Source organism: Sinorhizobium sp. CCBAU 05631 (genome assembly GCF_002288505.1).
GTDB classification, from domain to species: Bacteria; Pseudomonadota; Alphaproteobacteria; order Rhizobiales; family Rhizobiaceae; genus Sinorhizobium; species Sinorhizobium fredii_C.
In genome coordinates this window covers 3,448,517-3,474,220 of the sequence record NZ_CP023063.1, presented here as the reverse complement: position 1 = coordinate 3,474,220, position 25,704 = coordinate 3,448,517, and the positions used below count along the sequence as shown (strand labels likewise).

General features: G+C 62.3%; 24 protein-coding genes, 1 tRNA gene, 1 pseudogene and 1 riboswitch. Of the genes and pseudogenes, 19 read left to right on the top strand and 7 right to left on the bottom strand.

The window, feature by feature from the left end:
* Positions 1–243 precede the first annotated feature (243 nt).
* Positions 244–1,122 (bottom strand): acyl-CoA thioesterase II, encoded by an 879-nt coding sequence (tesB, locus tag SS05631_RS16950; protein ID WP_037418004.1) that lies wholly within the window; start codon positions 1,120–1,122, stop codon positions 244–246.
* A 184-nt stretch (positions 1,123–1,306) separates the two neighbouring features.
* Here tesB and SS05631_RS16945 point away from each other — a divergent pair, with 184 nt between their 5' ends.
* Complete coding sequence (locus SS05631_RS16945) at positions 1,307–2,521, top strand: ubiquinone biosynthesis hydroxylase (protein WP_095678019.1); 1,215 nt, start codon at positions 1,307–1,309, stop codon at positions 2,519–2,521.
* 21 nt (positions 2,522–2,542) lie between these two features.
* Here the strand turns inward: SS05631_RS16945 and SS05631_RS16940 are convergent, their stop codons facing one another.
* Both SS05631_RS16940 and SS05631_RS16935 read right to left on the bottom strand, forming a co-directional pair.
* Entirely contained in the window at positions 2,543–2,749 is a 207-nt protein-coding gene (locus SS05631_RS16940) for a DUF1737 domain-containing protein (protein ID WP_037390390.1), read from the bottom strand.
* The gene (locus SS05631_RS16935) at positions 2,746–3,651 is read right to left on the bottom strand and encodes a CoA ester lyase (protein WP_037417996.1); all 906 of its coding nucleotides are present in this window, start codon (positions 3,649–3,651) and stop codon (positions 2,746–2,748) included. Before SS05631_RS16935 ends, SS05631_RS16940 begins: the two co-directional genes overlap by 4 nt.
* A gap of 102 nt (positions 3,652–3,753) precedes the next feature.
* Here SS05631_RS16935 and SS05631_RS16930 point away from each other — a divergent pair, with 102 nt between their 5' ends.
* The 8 genes and pseudogenes from SS05631_RS16930 (at position 3,754) to SS05631_RS16895 (ending at position 9,996) form a co-directional block, all read left to right on the top strand.
* The gene (locus SS05631_RS16930; protein WP_037390393.1) at positions 3,754–3,996 is read left to right on the top strand and encodes a hypothetical protein; all 243 of its coding nucleotides are present in this window, start codon (positions 3,754–3,756) and stop codon (positions 3,994–3,996) included.
* A gap of 142 nt (positions 3,997–4,138) precedes the next feature.
* Entirely contained in the window at positions 4,139–4,744 is a 606-nt protein-coding gene (gene leuD, locus SS05631_RS16925; RefSeq protein WP_037390394.1) for a 3-isopropylmalate dehydratase small subunit, read from the top strand.
* Positions 4,745–4,750: 6 nt separating this feature from the next.
* Positions 4,751–5,131 carry a RidA family protein gene (locus tag SS05631_RS16920; protein WP_037417993.1) on the top strand — a complete coding sequence of 127 codons (381 nt, stop codon included), beginning with the start codon at positions 4,751–4,753 and terminating at the stop codon, positions 5,129–5,131.
* 48 nt (positions 5,132–5,179) lie between these two features.
* Entirely contained in the window at positions 5,180–6,019 is an 840-nt protein-coding gene (locus SS05631_RS16915; RefSeq protein WP_037417990.1) for a MoxR family ATPase, read from the top strand.
* A pseudogene (locus SS05631_RS16910) lies at positions 6,016–6,492 on the top strand (NUDIX domain-containing protein). The gene SS05631_RS16915 and the pseudogene SS05631_RS16910 overlap by 4 nt, the downstream one beginning before the upstream one ends.
* A gap of 158 nt (positions 6,493–6,650) precedes the next feature.
* Positions 6,651–6,728: riboswitch (SAM riboswitch) on the top strand.
* Between the two features lie 61 nt (positions 6,729–6,789).
* The gene (gene metA, locus SS05631_RS16905; RefSeq protein WP_037417986.1) at positions 6,790–7,713 is read left to right on the top strand and encodes a homoserine O-succinyltransferase; all 924 of its coding nucleotides are present in this window, start codon (positions 6,790–6,792) and stop codon (positions 7,711–7,713) included.
* Positions 7,713–8,897: a VWA domain-containing protein gene (locus tag SS05631_RS16900; RefSeq protein ID WP_037417975.1), complete on the top strand. Its 1,185-nt coding sequence runs from the start codon at positions 7,713–7,715 to the stop codon at positions 8,895–8,897. The genes metA and SS05631_RS16900 overlap by 1 nt, the downstream gene beginning before the upstream one ends.
* Before the next feature lie 82 nt (positions 8,898–8,979).
* Positions 8,980–9,996: an aldose epimerase family protein gene (locus tag SS05631_RS16895; RefSeq protein WP_037418186.1), complete on the top strand. Its 1,017-nt coding sequence runs from the start codon at positions 8,980–8,982 to the stop codon at positions 9,994–9,996.
* 448 nt (positions 9,997–10,444) lie between these two features.
* On the opposite strand, the gene SS05631_RS16890 is transcribed toward SS05631_RS16895, so the two are convergent.
* Both SS05631_RS16890 and SS05631_RS16885 read right to left on the bottom strand, forming a co-directional pair.
* Positions 10,445–10,912, bottom strand: coding sequence for a hypothetical protein (locus SS05631_RS16890; protein ID WP_050988245.1), 468 nt, complete (start codon positions 10,910–10,912; stop codon positions 10,445–10,447).
* 150 nt (positions 10,913–11,062) lie between these two features.
* Positions 11,063–11,137, bottom strand: a tRNA-Gly gene (locus SS05631_RS16885).
* Between the two features lie 252 nt (positions 11,138–11,389).
* On the opposite strand from SS05631_RS16885, the gene SS05631_RS16880 reads away from it, so the two are divergent.
* The 4 genes from SS05631_RS16880 to SS05631_RS16865 all read left to right on the top strand — a co-directional run bounded on the left by SS05631_RS16880 (position 11,390) and on the right by SS05631_RS16865 (position 13,963).
* Positions 11,390–11,899 carry a prolyl-tRNA synthetase associated domain-containing protein gene (locus tag SS05631_RS16880; protein WP_037418183.1) on the top strand — a complete coding sequence of 170 codons (510 nt, stop codon included), beginning with the start codon at positions 11,390–11,392 and terminating at the stop codon, positions 11,897–11,899.
* A 61-nt stretch (positions 11,900–11,960) separates the two neighbouring features.
* Entirely contained in the window at positions 11,961–12,938 is a 978-nt protein-coding gene (gene trxA / locus SS05631_RS16875) for a thioredoxin (RefSeq protein ID WP_037417972.1), read from the top strand.
* Positions 12,939–13,083: 145 nt separating this feature from the next.
* Positions 13,084–13,764: an LON peptidase substrate-binding domain-containing protein gene (locus SS05631_RS16870; RefSeq protein ID WP_037389940.1), complete on the top strand. Its 681-nt coding sequence runs from the start codon at positions 13,084–13,086 to the stop codon at positions 13,762–13,764.
* A 10-nt stretch (positions 13,765–13,774) separates the two neighbouring features.
* Entirely contained in the window at positions 13,775–13,963 is a 189-nt protein-coding gene (locus SS05631_RS16865; RefSeq protein WP_018235934.1) for a Trm112 family protein, read from the top strand.
* A gap of 108 nt (positions 13,964–14,071) precedes the next feature.
* Here the strand turns inward: SS05631_RS16865 and SS05631_RS16860 are convergent, their stop codons facing one another.
* Entirely contained in the window at positions 14,072–14,506 is a 435-nt protein-coding gene (locus tag SS05631_RS16860; RefSeq protein WP_037389938.1) for a metallopeptidase family protein, read from the bottom strand.
* 168 nt (positions 14,507–14,674) lie between these two features.
* Here SS05631_RS16860 and SS05631_RS31950 point away from each other — a divergent pair, with 168 nt between their 5' ends.
* The 6 genes from SS05631_RS31950 to SS05631_RS16835 all read left to right on the top strand — a co-directional run bounded on the left by SS05631_RS31950 (position 14,675) and on the right by SS05631_RS16835 (position 25,102).
* Positions 14,675–15,628 (top strand): hypothetical protein, encoded by a 954-nt coding sequence (locus SS05631_RS31950; RefSeq protein WP_037417969.1) that lies wholly within the window; start codon positions 14,675–14,677, stop codon positions 15,626–15,628.
* A gap of 40 nt (positions 15,629–15,668) precedes the next feature.
* On the top strand, positions 15,669–17,084 hold the full coding sequence (locus SS05631_RS16855; protein WP_037417967.1) for a DUF6504 family protein: 1,416 nt from the start codon (positions 15,669–15,671) through the stop codon (positions 17,082–17,084).
* On the top strand, positions 17,081–20,434 hold the full coding sequence (locus SS05631_RS16850; protein ID WP_037417964.1) for an error-prone DNA polymerase: 3,354 nt from the start codon (positions 17,081–17,083) through the stop codon (positions 20,432–20,434). Before SS05631_RS16855 ends, SS05631_RS16850 begins: the two co-directional genes overlap by 4 nt.
* Before the next feature lie 294 nt (positions 20,435–20,728).
* Positions 20,729–21,040 (top strand): (2Fe-2S)-binding protein, encoded by a 312-nt coding sequence (locus SS05631_RS16845; RefSeq protein ID WP_037417961.1) that lies wholly within the window; start codon positions 20,729–20,731, stop codon positions 21,038–21,040.
* Positions 21,006–21,491, top strand: coding sequence for a bacterioferritin (gene bfr, locus SS05631_RS16840; RefSeq protein ID WP_018235917.1), 486 nt, complete (start codon positions 21,006–21,008; stop codon positions 21,489–21,491). Before SS05631_RS16845 ends, bfr begins: the two co-directional genes overlap by 35 nt.
* 587 nt (positions 21,492–22,078) lie before the next feature.
* Positions 22,079–25,102 carry a calcium-binding protein gene (locus tag SS05631_RS16835; RefSeq protein ID WP_037417956.1) on the top strand — a complete coding sequence of 1,008 codons (3,024 nt, stop codon included), beginning with the start codon at positions 22,079–22,081 and terminating at the stop codon, positions 25,100–25,102.
* Positions 25,103–25,169: 67 nt separating this feature from the next.
* Here SS05631_RS16835 and SS05631_RS16830 read toward each other — a convergent pair whose 3' ends face one another.
* Positions 25,170–25,700, bottom strand: a complete 531-nt coding sequence (locus tag SS05631_RS16830) for an RNA pyrophosphohydrolase (protein ID WP_037417951.1) — start codon at positions 25,698–25,700, stop codon at positions 25,170–25,172.
* Positions 25,701–25,704 lie beyond the last annotated feature (4 nt).

Genomic DNA, 25,704 nt, shown 5'->3' with positions numbered 1-25,704 from the left:
ATCCTTGTCTGCCTCCGCGCGGGAGGCCGTCTCTCCTTGCTGCTTAAGCGCGTGAAGCGCTGGGCAACCGAAAAGTCACATTCAAGGGGCGTGCCAGATTCAATTCAGAGGCCGCAAACTCCGGAAAAGACACGAAAAAACCACGATTCCTGCGCCGACGATCGCGGAATGCTAAAAAAGCAGCCAATTGAAAAGCTGATAAAATAGGCAAAAGCCAAAAAATGGCTCAGAACTGGCTATTTTTTACTCAACTGCCTTTTTACGGATCAGGCCTTCCTGTGCCACCGAGGAGATCAGCACGCCGGAACGATCGAACAGGCTGCCGCGCGTCATGCCGCGTGCGCCGTGCGCGCTCGGGCTGTCCTGGGTATAGAGCAGCCAGTCGTCCATTTTGGAGGGCCGATGGAACCACATGGCATGGTCGAGGCTCGCGACCTGCAGCGTCCGGTCGAAGACCGAAGTGCCGTGCGCATAGAGCGAGGTATCGAGCAGGGTCATGTCGGAGAGATAGGCAAGCACGGCCGCCTGCAGATGCCGTTCGTCCGGCACCTGGCCGACGGCCTTCACCCAGACGTCCTGCCGCGGCGCGGCCTTGTCGCGTGAGAAGTAGTGCTCGAGCGAGGTCGGCCGGATCTCGATCGGCCGTGGCCGTTCCCAATAACGGCGGATCGCTTCCGGTGCGTGGACCAGGAATTTCTCCCGCAGCTCCTTTTCGCCCGGCAAGGTTTCCGGCATCGGCACGTCGGGCATGTCGAACTGATGGTCGAAACCGTCTTCGTCGAATTGGAAGGAGGCGGACATGGAGAAGATTGCCTTGCCGTGCTGGATCGCCACGACGCGGCGCGTCGCGAAGCTCGACCCGTCGCGGATGCGGTCCACCTCGTAGATGATCGGGACGGTGGGATCGCCGGGCCGCAGGAAATAGGCGTGCAGCGAATGCACGTAGCGGCCGGCATCCACGGTGCGTTGTGCGGCGACGAGCGCCTGGCCGATCACCTGTCCGCCGAACACTCGCTGCCAGCCGACCTGGGGGCTCAAGCCGCGGAACAGATTCACCTCGAGCTTCTCGAGATCGAGAATGGCGAGAAGCGCATCCATGGGGGTTTCGGTGGGGCGCGACATTTCGGCGGTCTCCTCTACAGCGCCGCGCGCCTTTTCAGACGCGCAAAGGCCGCTGTACACTTTGAGTTGCTGCGTGTCTTCTTAAATCGCCCCCGATTCAAGGAGACATGCGGCAGTAGGAACGGCGATGGCATTGATCTATATAGGCACGGATCGATGCTCAAGTGCGACGGGAGAAGGCGGGATGATCGATGTACTGATTGCCGGAGGCGGTTATGTCGGCCTGTCGCTTGCCGTATCGCTCAAGAAAGCGGCTCCCCATCTTGAAGTGACGGTTGTCGACGGCGCGCCGGAAGGTGCTTGGAAAAGGGACGAGCGAGCCTCCGCGGTGGCGCTTGCTGCCGAGCGCATGCTCGAAGTGCTCGGGGTCTGGAGCGCGATCGCGCCGGAGGCCGAGCCGATCCTCAGGATGGTGATCACCGATTCGAAGGCCGCCGATCCCGTTCGCCCCGTGTTTCTGACCTTCGAGGGCGATGGCGGCGAGGGCCGTCCCTTTGCGCATATGGTGCCGAACACCGCGCTGGTCGGCGCCTTGCGCGACGCGTGCCGGGAGCTCGGCGTGGCCATCCGCCAGGCGGCGATGGTTGAGAGCTTCAAGAGCGGCGATCACGCCGTTGCCGTGACGCTTGCCGGCGGCGAGGCGCTCGAGGCGCGGCTGCTAGTCGCCTGCGACGGCGTGCGTTCGAAATTGCGCGAGGCGGCCGGCATCAAGGTCGTCGAGTTCGATTACGGCCAGTCCGGCATCGTGACGACGGTCGAGCACGAGCGGCCGCATGGCGGCACGGCGGAGGAGCATTTCCTGCCGGCCGGCCCCTTCGCCACCCTGCCGCTCAAGAACAACCGCTCCTCGCTCGTCTGGACGGAGAGCAGCTACGATGCCGAAAGGCTGCTGAAAGAGGATGACTTCATTTTCGAAGAGGAACTGGAGCGCCGCTTCGGCCATAAGCTCGGCCATCTCAAGGTGGTCGGCGGCCGCAGGGCCTTTCCGCTGGGCCTGACGCTGGCGCGCGATTTCGTGGCCCCGCGCTTCGCGCTGGCGGGTGATGCCGCCCACGGCATTCACCCGATCTCCGGCCAGGGCCTCAATCTCGGCTTCAAGGACGTGGCCGCCCTTGCCGAAACGATCGTCGAGGCGGACCGGCTCGGCCTCGACATCGGCTCGCTCGCCGTCCTTGAGCGCTACCAGATCTGGCGACGCTTCGACACGTTCCGCATGGGCGTGACGACGGATGTGCTGAACCGGCTGTTCTCCAACGACATCACGCCGGTGAGGGTGCTGCGCGACGTCGGCCTCGGCCTCGTCGATCGCCTGCCGTCGCTCAAGAATTTCTTCATCCGCCAGGCGGCCGGCATTGCCGGCGAAGCGGACCCGCGATTGCTTTCGGGGCAGCCTATCTGAGGAAGCGCCCGGTATTCGGCCTTACTGCTCCGACAGCTTCATATCCGGCTGGTAATCCTTGCCCTCCACCTCCTTCACCACCGCCTGGCCGCATTGCATGTGCTGGGTATCGGCGTTGAAGGCATAGGTGGGCGAGCCGTGCAGGCTCCAACCCTGGTTCAAAGCCGCCGTCACCTTGTGGCAAAACGAAGCGTCGTCGGGACCGGTCAGAAATCGGTAGAGTTTCAAGGTTTCACCTTTCGCTTTTCGATGATGTCCGCTTTCGTGGCGAGTTTCAGCGCCTCGTCGAGATGGAGGCGCTCGACCATGCGGCCGTCTAGATTGATCACGCCCCTGCCTGCATGTTCCGGCCGGGCGAAGGCGCCGATGATCGCGTGCGCCTCGTCGAGTGCCGCCTGGTCGATGCCGAAGCAGCGATTTGCTTCGTCGATCTGGGCGGGGTGGATCAGCATCTTGCCGTCGTAACCCATGTCGCGCCCCTGCCGGCACTCGGCCGCAAAACCCTCCGAATCGCGAAAATCGTTGAAGACGGCATCGATGGCGTCGAGACCGCTGCCGCGGGCGGCAAGCAGCACCTGCATCAGCCAGGGCACGAGATAGGTGCGGCCGGGAAGGGCGGGCACACCCGTCGCCTTGCGCAGGTCGTTGAGGCCGACGACGAAGCAATCGAGCCGACCGCCGAGGGTGCGCCCCATCTCGGCGATTGCCGGCGCGTTGATGACGCCGCGCGGCGTCTCGATCATCGCCCAAAGCCGCAGGCTTTCAGGCGCGTCGTTTTCGGAAAACCAATCGAGCACGGCTTGGATGTCGGCAGGCCTTTCGACCTTCGGCAGAAGAACGGCGTCGGGGCGTGCCGCAAGCGCAGCGACAAGATCCGCTTCGCTGAAACCCGATTCCGCCACATTGATGCGGATGATCGCTTCGCCGGAAGGACGGTTCGCGGACAGATGGCGGACAAGGGCGTCGCGGGCTTGTGTCTTGTGCTCGGGCGCCACGGCATTCTCGAGGTCGAAGATCACCGCGTCCGCGGCAAGATCCTTGATCTTGGCAAGCGCGCGGGGATTGTCGGCCGGAACGCTGAGCACGGAGCGGCGGAGTCGTACGGGATGATGATCGGTCGCTCGTGTCATGCAACCCGTTGTGCCCGCCTTTGTTGCCTTGCGCAAGGTCGAAGGGCCCTCTTGCAAGCGGTGCCGCGAGGTACCACATGGCCTAATAGAAAGGTGACGAACATGCAAAGCATCCGCTCTGTTCTTTTCACGGCCGCCGCCATTGCCATCACGGTTGCGGCCTTCGTGCTGACCGCCTCGCTGGCCCTGGCGCTCGCCGGCATCGCCGCCGTCGTTGCGATCGGCAGCGCAATCGCCGCGCGGTTCAATGCGAAGCCGATGCCGGCGCGGACCCGGGCAGCTGCCGGCCAGCAGCGTGAAATGCGGATCTGGAACGACGGACGCGGCACGATCATCGATCTCTAGGACGCTGCGCGCTCAACTGAACGCGCAAAGGACGCTCCCGAATCGACCCGCCAAGGCCCGCAGACGCAGATTCTCCTTCATTTCGGCGCGAAACTGATCTAAACGCTCTCCCAACACTTCCGCTGAAATCGAAGGCTAGACCATGGACAAGTTCGTCAAGCTCACCGGCGTTGCTGCGCCCCTGCCCGTCGTCAACATCGACACGGACATGATCATCCCGAAGGATTACCTGAAGACGATCAAGCGCACCGGGCTCGGCACGGGACTCTTCGCCGAGGCGCGCTACAACGAGGACGGCACGCCAAACCCCGATTTCGTGCTCAACAAGCCGGCCTACCAGAACGCCAAGATCCTGGTTGCCGGCGACAATTTCGGCTGCGGTTCCTCGCGCGAGCATGCGCCGTGGGCGCTCCTCGATTTCGGCATCCGCTGCGTCATCTCGACCTCGTTCGCCGACATCTTCTACAACAACTGTTTCAAGAACGGCATCCTGCCGATCGTCGTCAGCCAGGCCGACCTCGACAAGCTGATGGACGATGCCAACCGCGGCTCCAACGCGGTGTTGTCTGTCGATCTGGAAGCCCAGGAAATCACCGGCCCCGACGGCGGCTCGATCAAGTTCGAGATCGATGCCTTCAAGCGCCACTGCCTGCTGAACGGCCTGGACGACATCGGCCTGACGCTCGAAAAGGCGGGCGCCATCGACAGTTTCGAGAAGAAGAACGCGGCATCGCATCCCTGGGCCTGAGCGCCGATGACGCGCAGGCTGATCTCCTCCGGCTCCCCTTTCGAAAAGGCGGCAGGCTATTCGCGTGCCGTCGTCAAGGGCGACTGGTGCTTCGTCTCCGGCACGACCGGCTACGACTATGCCAGCATGACCATGCCGAAGACGGTCGAGGAGCAGGCGCGCAACTGCCTGAAGACGATCGAGGGCGCGCTGAAGGAAGCCGGCTTCTTGCTTTCGGACGTGGTGCGCAATCATTACTACGTCACCGACGCCAGCTTCGCCGACCGGGTCTTCCCGATTTTCGGCGGGGTTTTCGGCGAGATCCGCCCAGCCGCGACGATGGTCGTTTGCGACCTGATCCGCCCGGAAATGCTGATCGAAATCGAGGTCACGGCATTTCGCGGGTGAGGCGGGATCGGTTTTCGCGCATTCATCAACCTCGAGAGTAGCAGGTCCATGCAGTTTGAAGGCACCGCCGACTATATTGCCGACAAGGACCTGATGGTCGCCGTCAATGCGGCGATAAGGCTGGAGCGGCCGCTGCTCGTCAAGGGCGAGCCAGGCACCGGCAAGACCGAGCTCGCCCGCCAGATCGCCGCGGCACTTGGCCTCGACCTCATAGAGTGGAGCGTCAAATCGACCACCAAGGCGCAGCAGGGGCTCTACGATTACGACGCCGTCTCGCGGCTGCGCGACAGCCAGCTCGGCGACGCCCGCGTCAACGACGTGAAGAACTATATCCGCAAGGGCAAGCTCTGGCAGGCTTTCGAGGCGCCGGAAAAGGTGGTGCTGCTGATCGACGAGATCGACAAGGCGGACATTGAATTTCCCAACGACCTCTTGCAGGAACTCGACCGGATGGAGTTCCACGTCTACGAGACCGGCGAGACGATCCGCGCGCGGCACCGGCCGATCGTCGTCATCACTTCGAACAACGAAAAGGAACTGCCGGACGCCTTCCTGCGCCGCTGCTTCTTCCACTATATCCGCTTTCCCGATGCCGAGACGCTCGCCCGCATCGTCGAGGTCCACTATCCGGGTATCCGCAAGACCCTGCTATCGGCGGCCCTTGCCGCCTTCTACGGCATCCGCGAGGTGCCGGGGCTCAAAAAGAAGCCCTCGACCTCCGAGGCTCTCGACTGGATCCGCCTTCTGGTCGCCGATGAGATCGATCCGGCCGACCTGCGCGCCGATCCAAAATCGATGCTGCCGAAGCTGCACGGCGCCCTTTTAAAGAACGAGCAGGACGTGCACCTGTTCGAGCGCCTGGCCTTCATGGCGCGCCGCGACGCATGAGCCCGGACGCGCAGAAGGTCCTGATCTACGCCACCTGGCGGGGTTCGCTGCTGGTCTTCGACGAACCGGATTTTCCCGAAATCGAGCTGCAGGTGCCGGGCGGCACGATTGAGCCGGGCGAGAGCCCGGAAGGCGCGGCCCGTCGGGAATTTTTCGAGGAGACCGGGCTCACGCTGCCGGACACGGCGACGCAATTCGCCACCCGGGATTTTCGCTACGGGAAAGGTGATAGGGAAATCTGCCATCGCCGCCACTATTTCCACGTCGCCCTTGAAGGCGAACAGCGGCAAACATGACTGCATCACGAAATGACGCCGGACGGCGGTGGAGCGCCGATCCGCTTCCGCTTCTTTTGGATGAGCCCCGACAAGGCCGTCACGCGTCTGGGGTACGGAATGCAGGAAGGTCTGGACTTGCTGCAGTGCGCGACGCTTCGCCCTTTTCCTCGGGTTTGCCCCTCTCCTCGGGCTTAACCCGAGGACTAGCCCCCCGCTCGCGGGGGGGAGAGCTTGGGCGCCGCCGCGAGTCCCTTCTCCCCGTTGAACAGGGAGAGGTGGCCGGCAGGCCGGATGAGGGGCCGCAAACCCCAAGACTCCTTTTCCATTGACCACCTGCCCCGCGCCACGCTATCAAACGATCCTGTGGTGATTTGGCCGGCCGGCTTGCAGCCACGTTAAAGAAATCGCTAAAGGGCCGAGGAAAGAACGGATTTCCGAGGACCGGTCGCGATCATCTCGCCGCCGGTTTTTTTGTATTGATCGAGTGGACCCATGCCCATCAAGATTCCCGATACGCTGCCTGCCTTTGAAACGCTCGTCAACGAGGGCGTGCGGGTGATGACCGAGACGGCGGCGGTCCGTCAGGACATCCGGCCGCTGCAGATCGGGCTCTTGAACCTGATGCCGAACAAGATCAAGACGGAGATCCAGATCGCCCGGCTGATCGGCGCGACGCCGCTGCAGGTTGAACTGACGCTGGTGCGCATCGGCGGCTATCGACCGAAGAACACGCCAGAAGAGCATCTCTTCGCCTTTTACGAGACCTGGGAGGAGGTGAAGGGCCGCAAGTTCGACGGCTTCATCATCACCGGCGCCCCGGTCGAGACGCTCGACTATGAAGAGGTCACCTATTGGGACGAGCTGCAGCGGATTTTCGACTGGACCGAAACGCATGTGCATTCGACGCTGAACGTCTGTTGGGGCGCGATGGCGGCGATCTACCACTTCCACGGCGTGCCGAAATATCCGCTCAAGGAAAAGGCCTTCGGCGTCTATCGTCATCAGAATCTCAAGCCCTCCTCCGTCTATCTGAACGGCTTTTCCGACGATTTCGCCGTCCCCGTGTCGCGCTGGACGGAGGTACGCCGCGCCGATATCGACCGGGTGCCGGGTCTCGAGATCCTGATGGAATCGAGGGAGATGGGCGTCTGCCTGGTGCACGAGAAGAAGGGCAACCGGCTCTATATGTTCAATCACGTCGAATATGATTCCACCTCGCTCTCAGACGAATATTTCCGCGACGTGGACGCCGGCGTGCCGATCAAGCTGCCGCACGACTATTTCCCGCACAATGATTCGACCCTGCCGCCGCAGAACCGCTGGCGCAGCCATGCGCATCTTTTCTTCGGCAACTGGATCAACGAGATGTACCAGACGACGCCTTACGAGCTCGAAAAGATCGGCAGCGGAGAGTGATGTTCATTCCCTTCTTCCTTGAACTGAAGGCAGAGAAGATCCCGGTGACGCTTCGGGAGTTTCTGTCGCTGATCGAGGGAATGGAGAAGGGGATCGCCGCTTTCGACGTGGAGGCCTTCTATTTTCTGGCGCGCACGGCGCTGATCAAGGACGAGCGCTACATCGACCGTTTCGACCGGGTGTTCCGGCATTGCTTCGCCGGGCTCGAAGCGGTTTCCCCGTCGCAGAATGTTGCCGAAGTGGCGATCCCCGAGGAATGGCTGAAGAAGCTCGCCGAGAAATATCTGACCGAGGAGGAGAAGAAGCTCGTCGAGGCGCTCGGCGGTTTCGACAGGCTGATGGAGACGCTGCGCCAGCGGCTTGCCGAGCAGACCGGCCGTCACCAGGGCGGCTCGAAATGGATCGGCACGGCCGGCACCTCGCCCTTCGGCGCCTATGGCTACAATCCCGAAGGTATCAGGATCGGCCAGGAAGGCTCGCGTCATCGGCGTGCGGTCAAGGTCTGGGACCGGCGCGAGTTCAAGGACTACGACGACACAGTCGAGCTCGGTACCCGCAACATCAAGGTGGCGCTGAAGCGGCTCAGGCGCTGGGTGCGCCAAGGGGCGGCCGACGAACTCGACCTCTCCGGCACGATCCGTTCCACCGCCGAGCACGGCTATCTCGACGTGGTCACCCGGCCGGAGCGCCGCAATGCCGTCAAGCTCCTGATGTTCTTCGACGTCGGCGGATCGATGGACGACCACATCCGCATCGTCGAGGAGCTGTTCTCGGCGGCCCGCGCCGAGTTCCGCCATATGGACTATTTCTACTTCCACAATTGCATCTATGAGGGCCTGTGGAAGGACAATCGCCGCCGCCGCGCCGACATTACCCGCACCACGGAGGTCCTGCGCACCTATGGCAGCGACTACCGCGCCATCTTCGTCGGCGACGCTGCGATGAGCCCCTACGAGATCAGCCATCCGGGCGGCTCGGTCGAGCACTGGAACGACGAAGCCGGGGCGCTCTGGCTCGAGCGCCTGACGGCGCATTTCCCGCGGTCGATCTGGCTCAACCCGGTGCCGGAGAGCCATTGGCGCCATACCCATTCGATCGGCGTGATCCGCGCGCTCTTTCACGGACGGATGTTCCCGCTGACGCTCGCCGGCCTGCAGGCGGCGACCAAAGAATTGTCGCGGTGAAAAGTGTGACTTTCCGGTTGCCGCCCCGCCGGAAATGACGCAGTTTGTCGCCCGCTTGGATGATGTCGCGAGGGGAGAAACGATGAGCACCGACACGGAAATCTTCGGCCACCTGCCGTCCGGCGAACCGGTCCATCGGCTGACGCTCACGGGCGGCGGGCTGACCGCCAAGGTGCTGACCTGGGGCTCGGTCATCCAGGACCTGAGGCTCGACGGGCATGCGGCCCCGCTCGTGCTCGGCTTCGAGGATTTCGACAGCTACCCGGCCCATTCCTCCTATTTCGGCGCCACGCCCGGGCGCAACGCCAACCGCATCGGCGACGGGCGCTTCATGCTCGACGGTAAGGCCTATCAACTCGAGCTCAACGAGAAGGGCGTCACGCATCTGCACGGCGGCAGCGACAATATCGGCAAGCGCAACTGGACGATCCTCGACCGGGCGGAGGGCAGCGTGACGCTCCGGATCACCGATCCCGATGGCCGCGCCGGCTATCCCGGCAACTGCACGGTGACCTGCACCTATGCGCTGAAGCCGGGCGGCACGCTGAACGTCCTCTACGAAACCGAGACCGACGCGCCGACGCTCGCCAATGTCTGCCAGCACAGCTATTTCAATCTCGACGGCGGCGAGGACGCGCGCGGCCATGACATCATGATCGCCGCCGACCATTACCTGCCGACGGACGAGCGGCTGATCCCGACCGGCGAAATCCGCCCCGTCGCCGGCACTGCCTTCGACCTCCGCGAGATGACCTCGCTCAAGCGCCAGATGCAAGGCGACAGGATCGCCTATGACCATAATTTCTGCCTCTCGCCGGAGCGCATGCGGAAGCGCTCGGTGGCGCTGGTGCGCAGCATCAATTCCGGCGTCTCGCTGGAGGTGCGGACGACCGAGCCCGGCGTCCAGCTTTACACCGGATCCAAACTGAACGTGCCGGTCTCTGGCCTCGAAGGCCGCCGCTACGGCCCCTTCGCCGGCTTCTGCCTCGAGACGCAAGTCTGGCCCGATGCGGTGAACCACCGAGGTTTTCCGAATGGTGTGCTGAGGCCGGGTGAGGTGCTCCGGCAAGAGACGGACTACGTTTTCGCCAAGAGCTGAAACGGATATATAGCGCGAAGTATCTAAAGGTGCTCAAAGAGGGAGAGAGCGAATCTTCGTGTGTTTGCCGGTCGGAACTCGTGCATCGAAGGTGCGGCAACGATGCTTGTCAGATGATACATGTCAGGCCATCTGGAAACGATTGTCGCTGCCACCATGTGCATAGGCGATTTTTGATAGGCGGGCGCCAAGACAAAGCCGTGTAACCCAGCGGAGCGTAGTGCTGCTCGTTCTGCCGAATTTCTGAGAACTCGGGTATCTCCGGTGATGAACATCCACGATTCCGCTGAGGTGCGCAGAAATTCTATCCATTCCAAATCGGTGGAATTTCGCCCGCGCGGTAAGCCGGAGAGATCTTTGATGTGCAGGGCCGAGTGGCCAAAGTGACTTATGAAACCATGTAATGTTGAGGCGAGAACTGGCGAGGTGCAGTTGTCGAACAGAACCTTCACGCAGCCATCCGCTGACTGAGAGAACCTTCAAATTCCACGGCGCGGCGCACCGATGATTCGGGCACGTCAAAGGCCATGTTCAGCAGGCGTTCTCGTTCCTGGCCGTCGGGGTCGGTCTCGATGACGTGCAAGAATATCTTACGTCCATCAGTCCGAAATCGGTCGGTAGAAAGAGGGTGGTCGCGGCCGAGCTCCTCACGGGCAATCTGAATTGCTGCGCGCACCTTTATTGCTGAAATACCTGCTCGAATGAACGCGTCTGCAACTCTGATTTCCATCAGGTCTCTGAAGTCGAGCACCAACCGATCATCACCATGATTGATTGCCGGAGCCCAGAGCGGTGCGTACGTAGAACCCTTGACGGAGTGTCCGCGCAGCCATCGAGAGATTTTCGACGCGGGCACGTGAAGGAGGCGTCCTGCTTCCGCAGGCGTGTATAGTCCCACTCCTATCAGGTAGCTCATCCCGAAATCTCCTACGCCCATAGATTCAATAAACGAGATTCCTGTCAACAACTTTAAGCAAGTGCTCGCGAGCGCTGACAGTGAGCTTGTTAGGACGCGTTTTAGACAGGCAAAAGCTGCTAGAAAGCTGCTGATAATCTTTGAGAAAACTGGAGCGGGCGAAGGGATTCGAACCCTCGACCCCAACCTTGGCAAGGTTGTGCTCTACCCCTGAGCTACACCCGCTCATCAGACCCAGGTCCGGGGTAGTCTGTGGACCGTGGGTTGCCGCCCCGTCTTGCGGCGACCGGCGCTATATGGCCTATCGATTTTTCAAATGCAACAGGGAAATGGCGCGGAAGGCAAGAATTTTTTCGGGCTAATCCCAAAAGGCCGCCATGCCGCGATCCCCCGCCGTTGGCCGCCCTTGAGATTGCGTAAGCCGGCCCTTCCTCGTAAAGCAGGACAAAATCTAAAGCCGTCGGAAGGATCAAGATGATGAGCGAGGCACAGCCGAAATCCGCGGAAGACCTATTCCGCTTTCTCGACGAACTCGGTATCGAGCACAGGACGAAGCAGCATCAGCCGGTCTTTACCGTCGCCGAATCGGTGGCGCTGCGCGATGAAATTCCCGGCGGACATACAAAAAACCTGTTCCTGAAGGACAAAAAGGACAATTATTTCCTGCTGACCGTCGAGGAGAATGCGACGGTGGACCTGAAGACCATTCATCAGACCATCGGCGCGGCCAGCAAGGTCTCCTTCGGCAAGCCGGAGAAGCTGATGGAATATCTGGGCGTGATCCCCGGCGCCGTGACCGCCTTCGGCGCGATCAACGACACCTCGGGCAAGGTGAAGATCATTCTCGACGAGGGGCTGATGGAATTCGACACGATCAACTGCCACCCGCTCTCGAACGACCAGACGACCTCGATCGCCGCCACCGATATGCTGCGCTTCATGGAGGCGACCGGACACGAGCCGCTTGTCTTGAAAGTGACGGCCTGACATACGATCTTTGGCGCGGAAAGCATCAAGTCGGGCGGCAAGCCCGCGAGGAGAGAGAAGAATGGGCGGTAGCGACAATCCCTATGCAGGTTCCTTCGGCAACCAGATGACGGCCTCGGCCTCGTTCGGCGGGCAGCCGGCACCGAATGCCGCGGCCGCCGGCGACCTGATCAAGGAGACGACCACCGCCGCCTTCGCCCGCGACGTGCTCGAGGCCTCGCGCCAGCAGCCGGTGCTGGTCGATTTCTGGGCACCCTGGTGCGGCCCCTGCAAACAGCTGACGCCGGTCATCGAGAAGGTGGTCAAGGAAGCCGCCGGCCGCGTCAAGCTCGTCAAGATGAACATCGACGACCATCCGTCGATCGCCGGACAGCTCGGCATCCAGTCGATCCCGGCGGTCATCGCCTTTGTCGGCGGGCGTCCCGTCGACGGCTTCATGGGCGCTATCCCCGAGAGCCAGATCAAGCAGTTCATCGACCGTATCGCCGGCCCGGCAGTCGACGATTCCAAGGCAGAGGTCGAGGCCGTGCTTGCCGACGCCAAGGCGCTTTTCGAAGCCGGCGATGCCCAGAACGCCGCCGGCCTCTACGGCGCCGTGCTGCAGGCGGAGCCGGAAAACACCGAGGCGATCGCCGGCGTGGTCGAATGCATGATCGCGCTCGGCCAGCTTACCGAGGCGCGCCAGGCGCTCTCGCAACTGCCGGAAGAACTGGCGAAAGCCGCGGCAATCGGTGCTGTTTCGAAGAAGCTCGATCAGATCGAGGAGGCTCGCAAGCTCGGCGATCCGGTGGCTCTCGAGCAGCAACTGGCGCACAACCCGGACGACCACGCGGCACGGCTGAAGCTTGCCAAGATCCGCAATGTCGAGGGCGACAGGACCGGCGCCGCCGAGCATCTCCTGACGATCATGAAGCGCGACCGCAGCTTCGAGGACGACGCCGCCCGGCGCGAGCTCCTGTCCTTCTTCGAAGTCTGGGGACCGAAGGATCCGACGACGATTGCCGCCCGGCGCAAGCTGTCTTCTCTTCTCTTCTCCTGATCGGAAGACAGCCGGCAGCCGAGCCGTTTTTTGCGTCTCCGATCGCAGCTTTTGCCTTGAGATTTTCGAGGGATGCACCATTTCTTGAGCGTGCGGCCCGCGTTTATGAAATGGGGGACGCCGCGATCTTCAGGGGCAATCGGAAATGCATGTCGGAAATGCGCGTTATCTCAGTCCGAAGGATCTGCCGGAGATCATTCCGGTCTTCCCCCTGACGGGCGCGCTGCTGCTTCCGGGTGCCCAGCTTCCTCTCAACATCTTTGAACCCCGCTACCTCGCAATGTTCGATGACGCGCTCTCCGGTGACCGGCTGATCGGCATCGTCCAGCCCTCCTTTGCCGAAGGCCGCAGCGACATCGATTCCTCGCCAGTGCCGGCACTCTGCCAGGTCGGCTGCATCGGCCGCATCACCTCCTTCGCCGAAACCGGCGACGGCCGCTACATCACCTCGCTCACCGGCGTCTGCCGCTACAGGCTGTTTGCCGAAATTTCCGGCGTGCGCGGCTATCGCCGCTTCCGCATCGGCCCCTTCGCGGCCGATCTCGAAGGGCCGGACGACGAGGCCCTCGTCGACCGCGAGGCGCTGCTCGCCGCCTTCCGCGCCTATCTCGACGCCAACAAGCTGGAGGCCGATTGGGAAAGCGTCGAGCGGGCGAGCAACCGTACGCTCGTCAATTCGATGGCGATGATGTCGCCCTACGGGCCGGCGGAGAAGCAGGCGCTGCTCGAAGCGCCCGATCTCAAGACGCGGGCCGAAACGCTGATCGCGATTACCGAGATCGTACTCGCCCGCAATTTCGGCGATCTCGACAACATTCTGCAGTGAAGACGAAGCCATGGACGCAAACGCCAGCAGGGTCGATCCGAAACTTCTCGAATTGCTCGTCTGTCCGCTGACAAAGGGGCGGCTTAGCTACGATGCCGAGGCCCACGAGCTGGTCTCGGAAAAGGCCCGCCTCGCCTATCCGATCCGCGACGGCGTGCCGATCATGCTGGTCTCGGAAGCGCGCAAGATCGAAGATTAGGCGACGGTTGCTTGCCCCTCATCCCGCTGCCGCGACCTTCTCCCCGCGAGCGGGGCGAAGGTGCCAGCAGGCGGATGAGGGGCAAATCGATGGAAGGTCGTTTGTGCCCTAACCTCCGACGTGCTCGACGCTCGCCTCGATCCGCTCCATGTCGTCGTCGGAAAGACCGAAATGGTGGCCGATCTCGTGAATCAGCACATGGGTGATGATATCGCCGAGTGTTTCCTCGTTTTCCGCCCAGTAGTCGAGGATCGGGCGGCGGTAGAGGGTGATGCGGTTGGGAAACTGGCCGGTCTCCATGGTGAAGCGTTCGCCGATGCCGCGGCCTTCGAAGAGGCCGAGCAGGTCGAAAGGCGTCTCGAGCGCCATGTCTTCGAAGACGTCGTCGCTGGGGAAATCGGCAACTTCGATGATGAGGTCCGTCGTCAGCTTGCGGAATTCGTCCGGTAGATGGCTATAGGCTTCAAAAGCAAGCTGTTCGAATGTGGTAAGCGTCGGTGCGTGGCGTTCCCGCCAATCATCGGTCTGGTCAATGCGGGCCATAGGCACTCCTTGTTGCCCTCATATAGCGATTTCCCGTTTGTTTTTCGAGTGTTGAATTCTGTTCAGGCGGGGCTGAGGAATAAATTCTTATTCTTTGCTGTTGACTCTTCCTGCCAGCTCTGGAATCCATAAGAACATAACATGAACATTTGATGGGAGTTGACCGTCATGGCCGAGAACGCCGTGCAACGGCAAACCATACTTTCCCTTCGTGACACCATAGCACGGATTGAAAATTGCAGCTTGCCTGGAATCGTGCGGACCGCCAAGACGGCCGATGCCGCCGGCTTTCGGCGCGGCAGTGAAGGGACCTTGCATCGCAAGGTGCTGCCGCTCGGGATCGGGCCGCTCGACGGTCTCCTCAAGGGCGGGCTGCCGCTCGAAGGGATGATGGAAATCCGCAATGCCGAAACCCGCGATGCGGGCGCGGCCGCCGGCTTCGTGGCGGCGCTTGCGGTGCTCTACCAGCAGGAGAGGAGGGAGAAAGGCCATCTCGCTCCGGTGCTCTGGATCAGCCAGGCGCTCGCTTGCCGCGAGGCGGGGCAACTCTATGCGCCCGGCCTCAAGTCCTATGGGCTCGATCCGGAGCGCTTCCTCTTCGTCGCGGCGCGCACCGTCAAGGATGCGCTCTGGGTCGCCGAGACGGCGCTTTCGGTGCCGGTCTTCGCCGCGGTCGTTCTGGAAATCCGCGGCAATCCCGCCTGTCTCACCTTGAGCGAGAGCCGGCGCCTCAATGTCCGGGCCCGGGCGGGTCATGTGCCTCTGCTTCTCTTCCGCCAGGCGGGCAAGGAGGAGGCGAGCAGCGCCTTTTTCCGCTTCCAGATCAAGCCGGCGCCGGCCGGCGAACGTCCTCTCCCCGATGGCTCGGTGCTTTGCGGCAGCATCGACCATCCCGCCTTTCACCTCCTTGTCGAAAAAAGCAGGGCTTATGCCGCTGCCGACATCTTTCTGGAATGGAACGCCCATGACCGCCGCTTCTACCCCCTCGACGAACGCCGGAGCGCCGCTCTTCAGGCCAACGGACAGCCAGAGAATCCTGTCGATCCACTTTCCTCACCTGCCGGCCGACCGCCTCGCGCGCAGCCGCTGGGGCGCCTCCTGGCTTTCGCGCGGGCGTCCTGATCATCCGCCGGTCGTTTTCGCCGCCAAGATCGACAATGCCATGCGCCTCGTCGCGCTCGACACGCTTGCCGAGAAGATCGGCCTGAAGCGCGGGCAGGGGGCGGCGGAGGCCCGCGCCATGTGCCCGGCGCTCGACGTGATCGCCGCCGATCCGGCGGCCGACCAGGCCTTTCTGGAAGGGCTTGCCGACTGGTGCGACCGCTACACGCCGCTTGTCGCGCTCGACGGAAAGGACGGCCTGTTTCTCGACATCACAGGCTGCGCGCATCTGCATGGCGGCGAGAAGGGGCTTGTCAGCGATCTCCTGTCCCGGCTTTTCTCGCTCGGCGTCGAGGCGCGGGCGACCGTCTCCTCCGCAGCCGGCCTTTCCTGGGCCGCCGCCCGCTACGGCGATGTGGCCGTCATCGAAGCGGGAGAGGCCGGTCGGGTTCTTGCACCCTTGCCGGTTGCGGCGCTCCGCCTGCCGGAGGAAACCGCCGCAGCCCTCGAGCGCGTCGGGCTGAAACAGATCGGCGACCTTCTCGAAGCGCCGCGCGCGCCGCTTGCCCGCCGCTTCGGTTCCCTCCTTCTCCTCAGGCTCGATCAGGCGAGAGGCGCGGCGGACGAACCTTTGTCGCCGCGCCTGCCGGTGCCGAGCTTTGCCGCCGAGCGCCGGCTCGCCGAACCGCTGATGGACGAGGAATACATTCTCGAACTGACCCGTCACCTTGCCAAGGACGTCCGCACCTCGCTGGAGCGGCATGGCGAAGGCGGGCGGCTGTTCGAGCTTCTTCTGTTTCGCGTCGACGGACGGGTATTCCGTGTGCGGGCGCATGCGGCCATGCCGTTGAATGATGCCGGCCGCATCGCGGCGCTCTTTCGCGAACGGCTGCAGGCGGTCCATGACGATCTCGATGCCGGCTACGGCTTCGAAATCCTCAGGCTGGCCGTTTTGCGCAGCGAAAGGCTCGATCCGGCGCAGCAGGATTTTTCCGGCGTGCCCGAGGAAAGCCAGCCGCTTGCCGCCTTCATCGACAAGGTTGCCGCCCGGTTCGGCCCCGATTGCCTGATGCAGGCGAGCCTTGCCGAAAGCCACCTGCCGGAGCGGGCGGGCGGGTTTGCCGCGGTCAGGAATGTGGCGGCGGTGATGGCGCCGCCTGGCTCTGACGACAGGGTCTTTCCGGAAAACCGCCCGCTTCGGGTTTTCGCCTACCCCGAACTGGTGGAGGCGACGGCCGAGGTGCCGGACGGCGCCCCGCGCAGCTTCAACTGGCGAAAGACCCAGTATCGCGTCGCCCGCGCCGAGGGTCCCGAGCGGATCGCCGCCGAATGGTGGATCGACGGGGAGGACCATCCGACGCGCGACTATTTCCGGATCGAGGATCAGGAGGGCCGCCGTTTCTGGCTGTTCCGCGAAGGCCTTTACGGAAGGGAAGTCGCGGCAGCCCGCTGGTTCATGCACGGAGTTTTCGCATGAGCGAGGCGCCGATCTTCTACGAGCTTGGAGCGCGCACGAATTTCTCCTTTTTAGAAGGGGCGGCGCCGGCCGAGGAGATGATCGTCTTTGCCAAGAAGATCGGGCTTTCAGGCCTCGGCGTCGCCGACCGCAACAGCGTGGCCGGTGTCGTCAGGGCCCATGCCAAGGCAAAAGTGGAGAATTATCCTTTCCAGCCCGGGGCCCGCCTGGTCTTTGCCGATGGCACGCCGGACATTCTCGCCTATCCCCGGAACAGGCAGGGCTGGGGGCATCTCTGCCGACTGCTCAGCGCCGGCAACCTGCGTTCGAAGAAAGGCGACTGCACGCTTCATCTCGCCGATCTTCTCGAATGGCAGGAGGAACTGCTGCTGATCGTCATGCCGGGCGAAGGCCGGCCGCAGCCGGAAATCCTGGGCACGCTTCTTGAGACATTGCGGGAGCATGCCGGCAACCGGCTCTATCTCGGCCTGGCGCCCCGTTATGACGGCTTCGACCGGCATGACTTCGCCGTTCTCGCCGCCCTCGCCAGGAGCCTCGATGTCCGGCTTCTGGCCACCAATGACGCACTCTATCACGATCCGCACTACCGGCCGCTTGCGGATGTGGTCACCGCCATTCGCGAGCATGTGTCGATCGCCAGCGCCGGCTTCCTCCTCCAGAAGAATGCCGAAAGGCACCTGAAGGGCCCGCAGGAGATGGTCCGGCTTTTCCGCGACTATCCCGAAGCGATCGTCAATGCGGGCAAATTCTTCAAGCGGCTTTCCTTCAGCCTCGACGAGCTCAGCCATCAATATCCGGACGAAAACGCCGCGGGCGAGACGCCGGCCGAAAGCCTGCGGAGGCTCGTCGTCGAAGGTGCGCGCGAGCGGTATCCTTCCGGCGTGCCGGAAAAGGTAAAGCGGCAGATCGAATACGAGCTCGAACTCATCCACGACAAGAAATACGAGCCCTATTTCCTGACCGTCCACAAGCTGGTGAAATTTGCCCGCAGCGTGAACATTCTCTGCCAGGGGCGGGGGTCTGCCGCCAACTCCTCCGTCTGTTTCTGCCTCGGCATCACCGACGTCGATCCGCAGAAGTTCACGCTGCTGTTCGACCGCTTCCTGTCGCGCGACCGCGACGAGCCGCCCGATATAGATGTCGACTTCGAACACGAGCGGCGCGAAGAGGTCATCCAATATATCTACAGAACCTACGGCAAGGAGCATGCCGGGCTCACTGCCGCGGTGATCAGCTACCGCTCGCGTTCGGCCGGCCGCGAGGTCGCCAAGGCCTTCGGCCTGTCGGAGGACATACAATCGGCTCTCGTCAGTTCCGTCTGGGGCTGGGGCACTTCGCCCTTCACCGAGGAACAGGCGAGGGGGGCGGGGCTCGACATGGCGGATCCGCTGACGAGGCGCGTGCTTGCCTATGCCAGCCTGCTCATGAACTTCCCGAGGCACCTCTCCCAGCATGTCGGCGGCTTCGTCATCACCCGCGACAGGCTCGACGAGGTTGTGCCGATCATGAACACGGCCATGCCCGACCGCTACATGATCGAATGGGACAAGGACGATCTCGACCAGTTGAAGATCCTCAAGGTCGACGTGCTGGCGCTCGGCATGCTGACCTGCCTCGCCAGGGCCTTCAAGTTCCTGGAAGCCCATTACGGCAAGCCGAAAACGCTCGCCGAACTCTACCAAGACCAGAAAGAGGCCGTTTACGACATGATCTGCCGCGCCGATACGGTCGGGGTGTTCCAGATCGAAAGCCGTGCGCAGATGAGCATGCTGCCGCGGCTCAGACCGCGCGAAATGTACGATCTGGTGATCGAGGTGGCGATCGTCCGCCCGGGTCCCATCCAGGGCAACATGGTGCATCCCTATCTGAAGCGGCGCGAGGCGCAGCGCCGGGGAGAAGCGGTCGACTATCCGAGCGAGGAATTGAAGGCGGTCCTGGAAAGAACGCTGGGCGTGCCGCTGTTCCAGGAGCAGGCAATGCAGATCGCCATCACCGCCGCCGGCTTCTCGCCGAGCGAGGCCGATCGCCTGCGCCGCGCCATGGCGACCTTCAAGCGGACCGGCACGATCCATACTTTCGAGCGGAAGATGATCGATGGCATGGTCAAGAACGGCTATGAAAGGGAGTTCGCCGAGCGCTGCTTCAACCAGATCAAGGGTTTCGGCGAATATGGTTTTCCCGAGAGCCATGCCGCCTCCTTCGCCTCGCTCGTCTATGCCTCCTCCTGGTTCAAGGCCTATTATCCGGATGTCTTCTGCGCCGCGCTTCTGAACTCGCAGCCGATGGGCTTCTATGCGCCCGCGCAGCTCGTGCGCGATGCCCGCGAACACGGGGTGAAAATCCTGCCGGTCGACGTCAACCACTCGGACTGGGATGCCCTGCTCGAAGGCGAGAGGATGTTCAGCAAGGATGCGGTCGACCCGCGCCATGCGGATATGCGGGATGTGATCAAGTCGCAGAAGGCCGTCCGGCTCGGTTTCCGGCTGGTCAAGGGATTGCGGCAAGCGGATATGGGGGCGCTCGTCGCGCGCCGCGGCGAGGGATACCGGTCCGTTCACGATCTCTGGGTCCGCTCCGGGCTGACGCGGGCCGTGCTGGAGCGTCTTGCGGATGCGGATGCCTTCCGCTCCATCGGCCTCGACCGGCGAAGAGCCCTCTGGGCGGTGAAGGCGCTCAACGAGCAGTCGGCGGTCGAGCGCCTGCCGCTTTTCGATGGGGCCGGTTCGACGGACCTACAGGTCGAGCCGGCGGTTGCCCTGCCGGACATGCCCGCCGGCGAACATGTCATCCATGACTATCGCTACCTGACGCTGTCGCTGAAGGCCCACCCGGTCTCCTTCATGCGGGAGGATTTCTCGCGCATGAGCATTCTTTCCAGCCGGGATCTGGCGCGGACCCCGGCCGGAAGACGGGTGACGGTGGCAGGCCTTGTGCTCGTTCGCCAGCGGCCGGGTTCGGCCAATGGCGTCATCTTCATGACGATCGAGGACGAAACCGGTGTCGCCAACATCATCGTCTGGGAGAAGACCTTCCAGAAATATCGGCGGCAGGTCATGGGATCGCGGCTCGTGAAGATACGCGGTCGCTTACAGAGCGAAAGCGGCGTCATCCATGTGGTCGCCGAACATATGGAGGACATGACGCCGATGCTCGGGCTCCTGCGCAACGAGGCCAGGCGCTTCGGAGCCAATGATCGGGCCGACGAGGCGCTCAGGCCGACCGCGGATGCCCGCGACAAGAAAGCACTCCGGCAATTGCGCCTGATGCCTTCTCAACAAGAGGGACGAAAAACGTCGGAGTCGGGGAGCGAGGTGGCCGAGGTCATGCCGAAGGGACGCAACTTCCATTGATCCTCGGTCGGCTTGCCAACTGCAGATCGTTGCATCGCCCGATTGTCTCCGGCTTTGGCTGCGGGCAAGCCTGTGTAAAAATGTCGCAGCCTTTCCGACCCAATCTGCAAGCCATGAGAGAAAAATCGGTGCCTTAGAATCCGCTAATCCAATGAAAACACGAAATTTTTCCTCAAGATTAGAACGCCTCTAATATACCCTTCAACTTTATGGAGAGGAGTTTTTTGTTGACGGCAAATATCCTCTTTTGCTTTATCGCAAATTCAGGATGTTGCGTTTGACGGGCAAGACGAAATGCTGGTTTGCAGCTGCAATTTCATCACCGAAAAAGAGATCGAGGACACGATCATCGGCCTCCTCGATGAGGACTGTTGGCAGCTGATCGTGCCGGCGAAAGTCTATCACGCGATGGAAAAGCGCGGTCGTTGCTGCGGCTGTTTCCCCAATGTCGTCGACATCATCATCCGCACCACCGAGCAATATCACGCCCGTCGCGACTCGACGGACGCCGAGATATTTGATTTCATGACCCGCCTAAAACAATTCCACGAAGAAAACCGGAGGGCGGATCTTGAAAGGCGACGCAAAGGTCATCGAGCAGCTTAACGAAGCGCTCTTTCTCGAACTCGGTGCCGTAAACCAGTACTGGGTGCATTACCGCTTTCTCGAAGACTGGGGCTACACGCTGCTTGCAAAGAAGGAGCGTGAGGAATCTATCGAGGAAATGCACCACGCCGACAAACTCATCGCACGCATCATCTTCCTCGAAGGCCATCCGAACCTGCAGACGGTGGCGCCGCTGCGCATCGGCCAGAATGTCAAGGAAGTGCTGAAGGCCGACCTCGCCGGCGAATACGACGCCCGCACGGCCTACAAGAATTCCCGCGACGTCTGTCACGCGGCCGGCGACTATGTCTCGATGAAACTCTTCGAGGAACTGCTCGCCGACGAGGAGGGCCACATCGACTTCCTCGAGTCGCAGATCCAGCTGCTCGAAACGATCGGCGAGGAAAAATACGGGCAGCTCAACGCCGCCCCGGCAAACGAAGCCGAATAGTATCGAATTTGTTTGGATAAAGCGCCGCGCGTGCTACCCGCGGCGCTTTTGTATTGAGCTTATTGCAAGATAGCCCGCACCGTACGGATGTTGCGCAAAGGTCCATGCGCAAGACCCAATCGCGTCATGATGTGCGATGCGAGAATTGAAGCAGCGCACCACGCCCGGATCGACAGCGGCGACGTTTCGGCCCAACGCATTTGACTGTTCCGACAGGAACAGGAGAGACCTCAGAACTCGCGCATAGATGGCAGCGGAACGGAAGCTCCGTTCTCGAGGTCATGCGAATGCATGATCCGGTATGGGGGTCGAAGCAGGTCACGGAAATTTGCCGGTTCTCGTTCATTTCACGCTGTTTTTCCGGCTCGCTCATTGTCAGTTTGCAGATCGGATGCGCCTCAATGCGACAAGGCATTGAAATGCGGGGGCTGCGTTGGCGACAGCCGGCGGGACTGGGCAGTGCGGCCTTTGAGCAATCGAGCGGCACGCCCGCGGCATTTCTCCGAACAATCCGATTTTGACGGGCGAGACATGAGGATCGTGGTTCGAGCCTGCACGTCCCCGAGGCAACCAGTCAGGAGACAGGAATGGGAACTATCACGGGTACGAACGGCGACGATGTGTTGATCGGCAGCGATCTTGAGGCCGACGTCATAACGGGCCTCGAGGGTGCCGACGTCATCAATGGCGGCATGGGCTACGACACGGCCAATGGTGATGGGGACAATGATACCGTCAACGGGTCATTTCAGGGTGACGACCTCCGCGGCGCCGACGGGGACGATACGCTGAACGGTGACAGCGGCAACGATCGGCTCATGGGTGATGTCGGACAGGACATGCTGCATGGGGGCAGCGGCCGGGACACCATTGTCGCCAACGGATACGATGAGACTGTCGGCGACATCGTCGACGGCGGCTCCGGCACCGACACGGTGATGCTCAACTATGCGGCCTATGGCGCCGGACTTGACATCAGGATTGATGATTGGGCTTCCGTGCAGACCCTGACCGGCGGCATGCAAGTGATGAATGTGGAGTCGTTCTCGATTGGCGGGACCAGTTTCGACGATGTGATATCCGGCGGCGCCTATGCCGATGCTCTGTGGGGAGGCGCCGGCAATGACGAGCTTTGGGGTGGCCGTGGCGATGATACGCTGACGGGCCACACGGGTGCCGACATGCTCGCCGGCGGCTATGGTTCCGACCGCCTGTTCGGCGAAACCGGGGATGACATCCTCTTCGGGGACGCTGGAAAGGACTATCTCTACGGCGGCGACGGCGACGACAAGCTCTATGGCGGCGACGGCGATGATCTGCTCATTAGTGACGTCGGCAACGATCTCCTTTCGGGCGGCAGCGGCAGGGACCAGATATTCGCCGGCGACGGCGCGGATATTCTTCAGGGAGGGGCGGGCGACGACGTTCTTCTCAGCGGTCTTGGAGACGACAAGTCGGAGGGAGGCGCTGGCGACGATGTCTTCATCTACACCCATGGCGAAGGGAAGGACCAGATTACCGATTCAAGCGGCAGCGATCGTCTGCAAATCGGGAACTTCACCGGCGATTTTACCGCCAAGGCGGCGACCGAGGTCAACACGCTCGATGGCGGAACGACGGTTATCGGCATAGAGCATTATTCTTTCTTCGCCGCCGGTTCCGACGCGAACCGCATCATCACAGCCGACGGTAACGACGTCGTCTTTTCCGATGGAGGAGACGATACGGTCGATCTCGGCGCCGGCGATGATTATGTCAACGCAGGTCTCGGCATCGACAATGTGATCGGCGGCAGCGGCGATGACGAAATATCCCTCGGGGGCGGCGGTGCGGACCAGGCCGATGGAGGCGCGGGAAAGGACTGGGTAACTGTTATCCGCAGCTCTCTTACAGGCGCTCTGACCTTTTCGGTCAACGGCGCCGTCGCCACGCTTTCCGATGGCTCGGTTCTCACCAATTTCGAGCGTTATCAGATCCTGTTCGGCGCCGGCGACGACGTGGTTGCATCCGTAGGCTCCGCCGAGACCGTCTCGTTTTCCGGCTACGGCGGCAACGACAGGCTGATTGGCAGCAACGGTGCGGATTGGCTGGATGGCGGTGACGGCAACGACACGCTGACCGCCGGTGGCGGAAACGATGTTATCCGCGACTATGACGGCTGGAACACGATCAACGCCGGCGACGGCGATGATCAGGTCGCCGTTGCCGACGGTTCGAGCGGTGCCAGCACCAATGTCGTCAATCTCGGCGCCGGGAACGACACGTTTTCGCGGAGCGCCTCGAATGGGGTTCTCGACCTCGACGGAGGCGCCGGAAACGACTTCGCGACCATCGACTTCAGCATGTCCTGGTCGAATGTCGGATTTGAGCTCTCGGCCGACGTGACCGCTACCAACGCGTCCGTCTTTGTGAGGAACGTCGAGCGAGTCAAGCTCATCGGGGGTGCGGGCAGCAACACCTTCGCCGGCGGTAGCCTCGATGACGAGTTGTGCGGCGGCGGCAACAACGACGTCCTCAATGGCGGCGCCGGCGACGACACGATATCGGGTGATGCCGGCAACGACAGATTGAGAGGCGGCGCTGGCAATGACATCATCCGCGGCGCGGGCCTCGCCGGTACCGAGGGCAAGGACGTGATCTATGCCGAGGACGGCAATGACACGGTCTATATCGGCATCGGCGACAAGGCGGACGGCGGCGCCGGAACCGACGTGCTGAACCTTGATCTCACTGGGCAGACGCGGGAAATCAGTTTTGCCTTCTCTGGCGCAGCGGTGATCGTCGATACGGCGACATGGTTCAACGGCTTCGAAGGGCTTGATTATGCGGGCAGCAACGGCCGTGACAGGGTGAGCGGCGGCGCTCTCGACGACACGCTCAAGGGCAACAACGGCGACGACACCCTGCACGGCGGAAACGGCAACGATACGCTCCGCGACGGCGCCGGCGACGATCAACTCTTCGGGGATGCTGGCGACGACCTTCTCATCCGCGATGATCCATCAGGCAGGGATGTGTTAGACGGCGGTAGCGGTGTCGATACGCTTTCCTTCAGCGAAGGATCGACTTCGGTCGTTCTCGATCTCCAGGATCAGGCGGCGAGCAAGGGCCTGGCACTCGGTCTCACGGTGACGAACGTCGAAAACATCAGAGGCAGCGGCGCCGACGATGAGATTCGCGGCAATGCAAACGGCAATGTTCTTTATGGCGGGAAGGCGGACGACATCCTCGATGGCCGCACGGGCAACGACATGCTGGTCGGCGGCAAGGGCGATGATTGGCTGACCGGCGGTGCCGGCAACGACCGGTTCGTCTTCGATAAGGACGGATTCGACGGCGAGGGAGACGTCATCACCGATTTCACCCGTGGCCAGGACAAGCTCGTCATCGAGCGCGACGCCTTCGGCATCGCGGGGGGCGATGCGGCGGTGACACTCGTGACAGGCACCGACCCCGCAGCGACGAGCGGAAAGGGCATGTTCCTGTTCGAGACGGACAATGGCCGTCTCTGGTTCGATGCCGACGGCTCGGGTACTGCCGAAGACCCGCAACTGGTCGCCATCCTGCAGAACGTCAGAACACTTACGACGAGCGACTTCGTCCTCGCCTGACGAAGGTCCGAACGATCCGCGATCAGTAGCCCGTCCCGTTTTTGCGGGGCGGGCTCCGACGGCGGGCCTACCTACCCACCAGATGCGCGAAGGCGGCGACGACCTCTTCATAGGCCTTGCGCTTGAAAGGCACGATCAGGCCCGGCAGTTCGCGCATCGGCTTCCATTCCCAGGCGTCGAATTCGGGGTCGTGGCCGCCCGGCGGCGGGTTGATGGCGATCTCGCTTTCGTCGCCTTCGAAGCGGAAGGCATACCAGCGCTGCGTCTGGCCGCGAAACTTGCCCTTGAGGCCGATGCCGATCAGGTGCTCCGGCAGGTCGTAATTGATCCAGTCGGGCGCCTCGGCAAGCAGCGAAACGCTGCGCATGCCGGTCTCCTCGTATAGCTCGCGATAGGCGGCTTCAAGCGGGTCCTCGCCCTCGTCGATGCCGCCCTGCGGCATCTGCCAGAGCTGCGGCGAGCCATCATATTCCGAATTGCCGACCGCGAGCCGATGTCCGGCCCAGACGAGCCCCTCATGATTAAGGACCATGACGCCGACACAAGGCCGATAAGGCAGGTCCTCTGCCTTCAAAGCCTTGCCCTTGTCTTTACCCATGTCG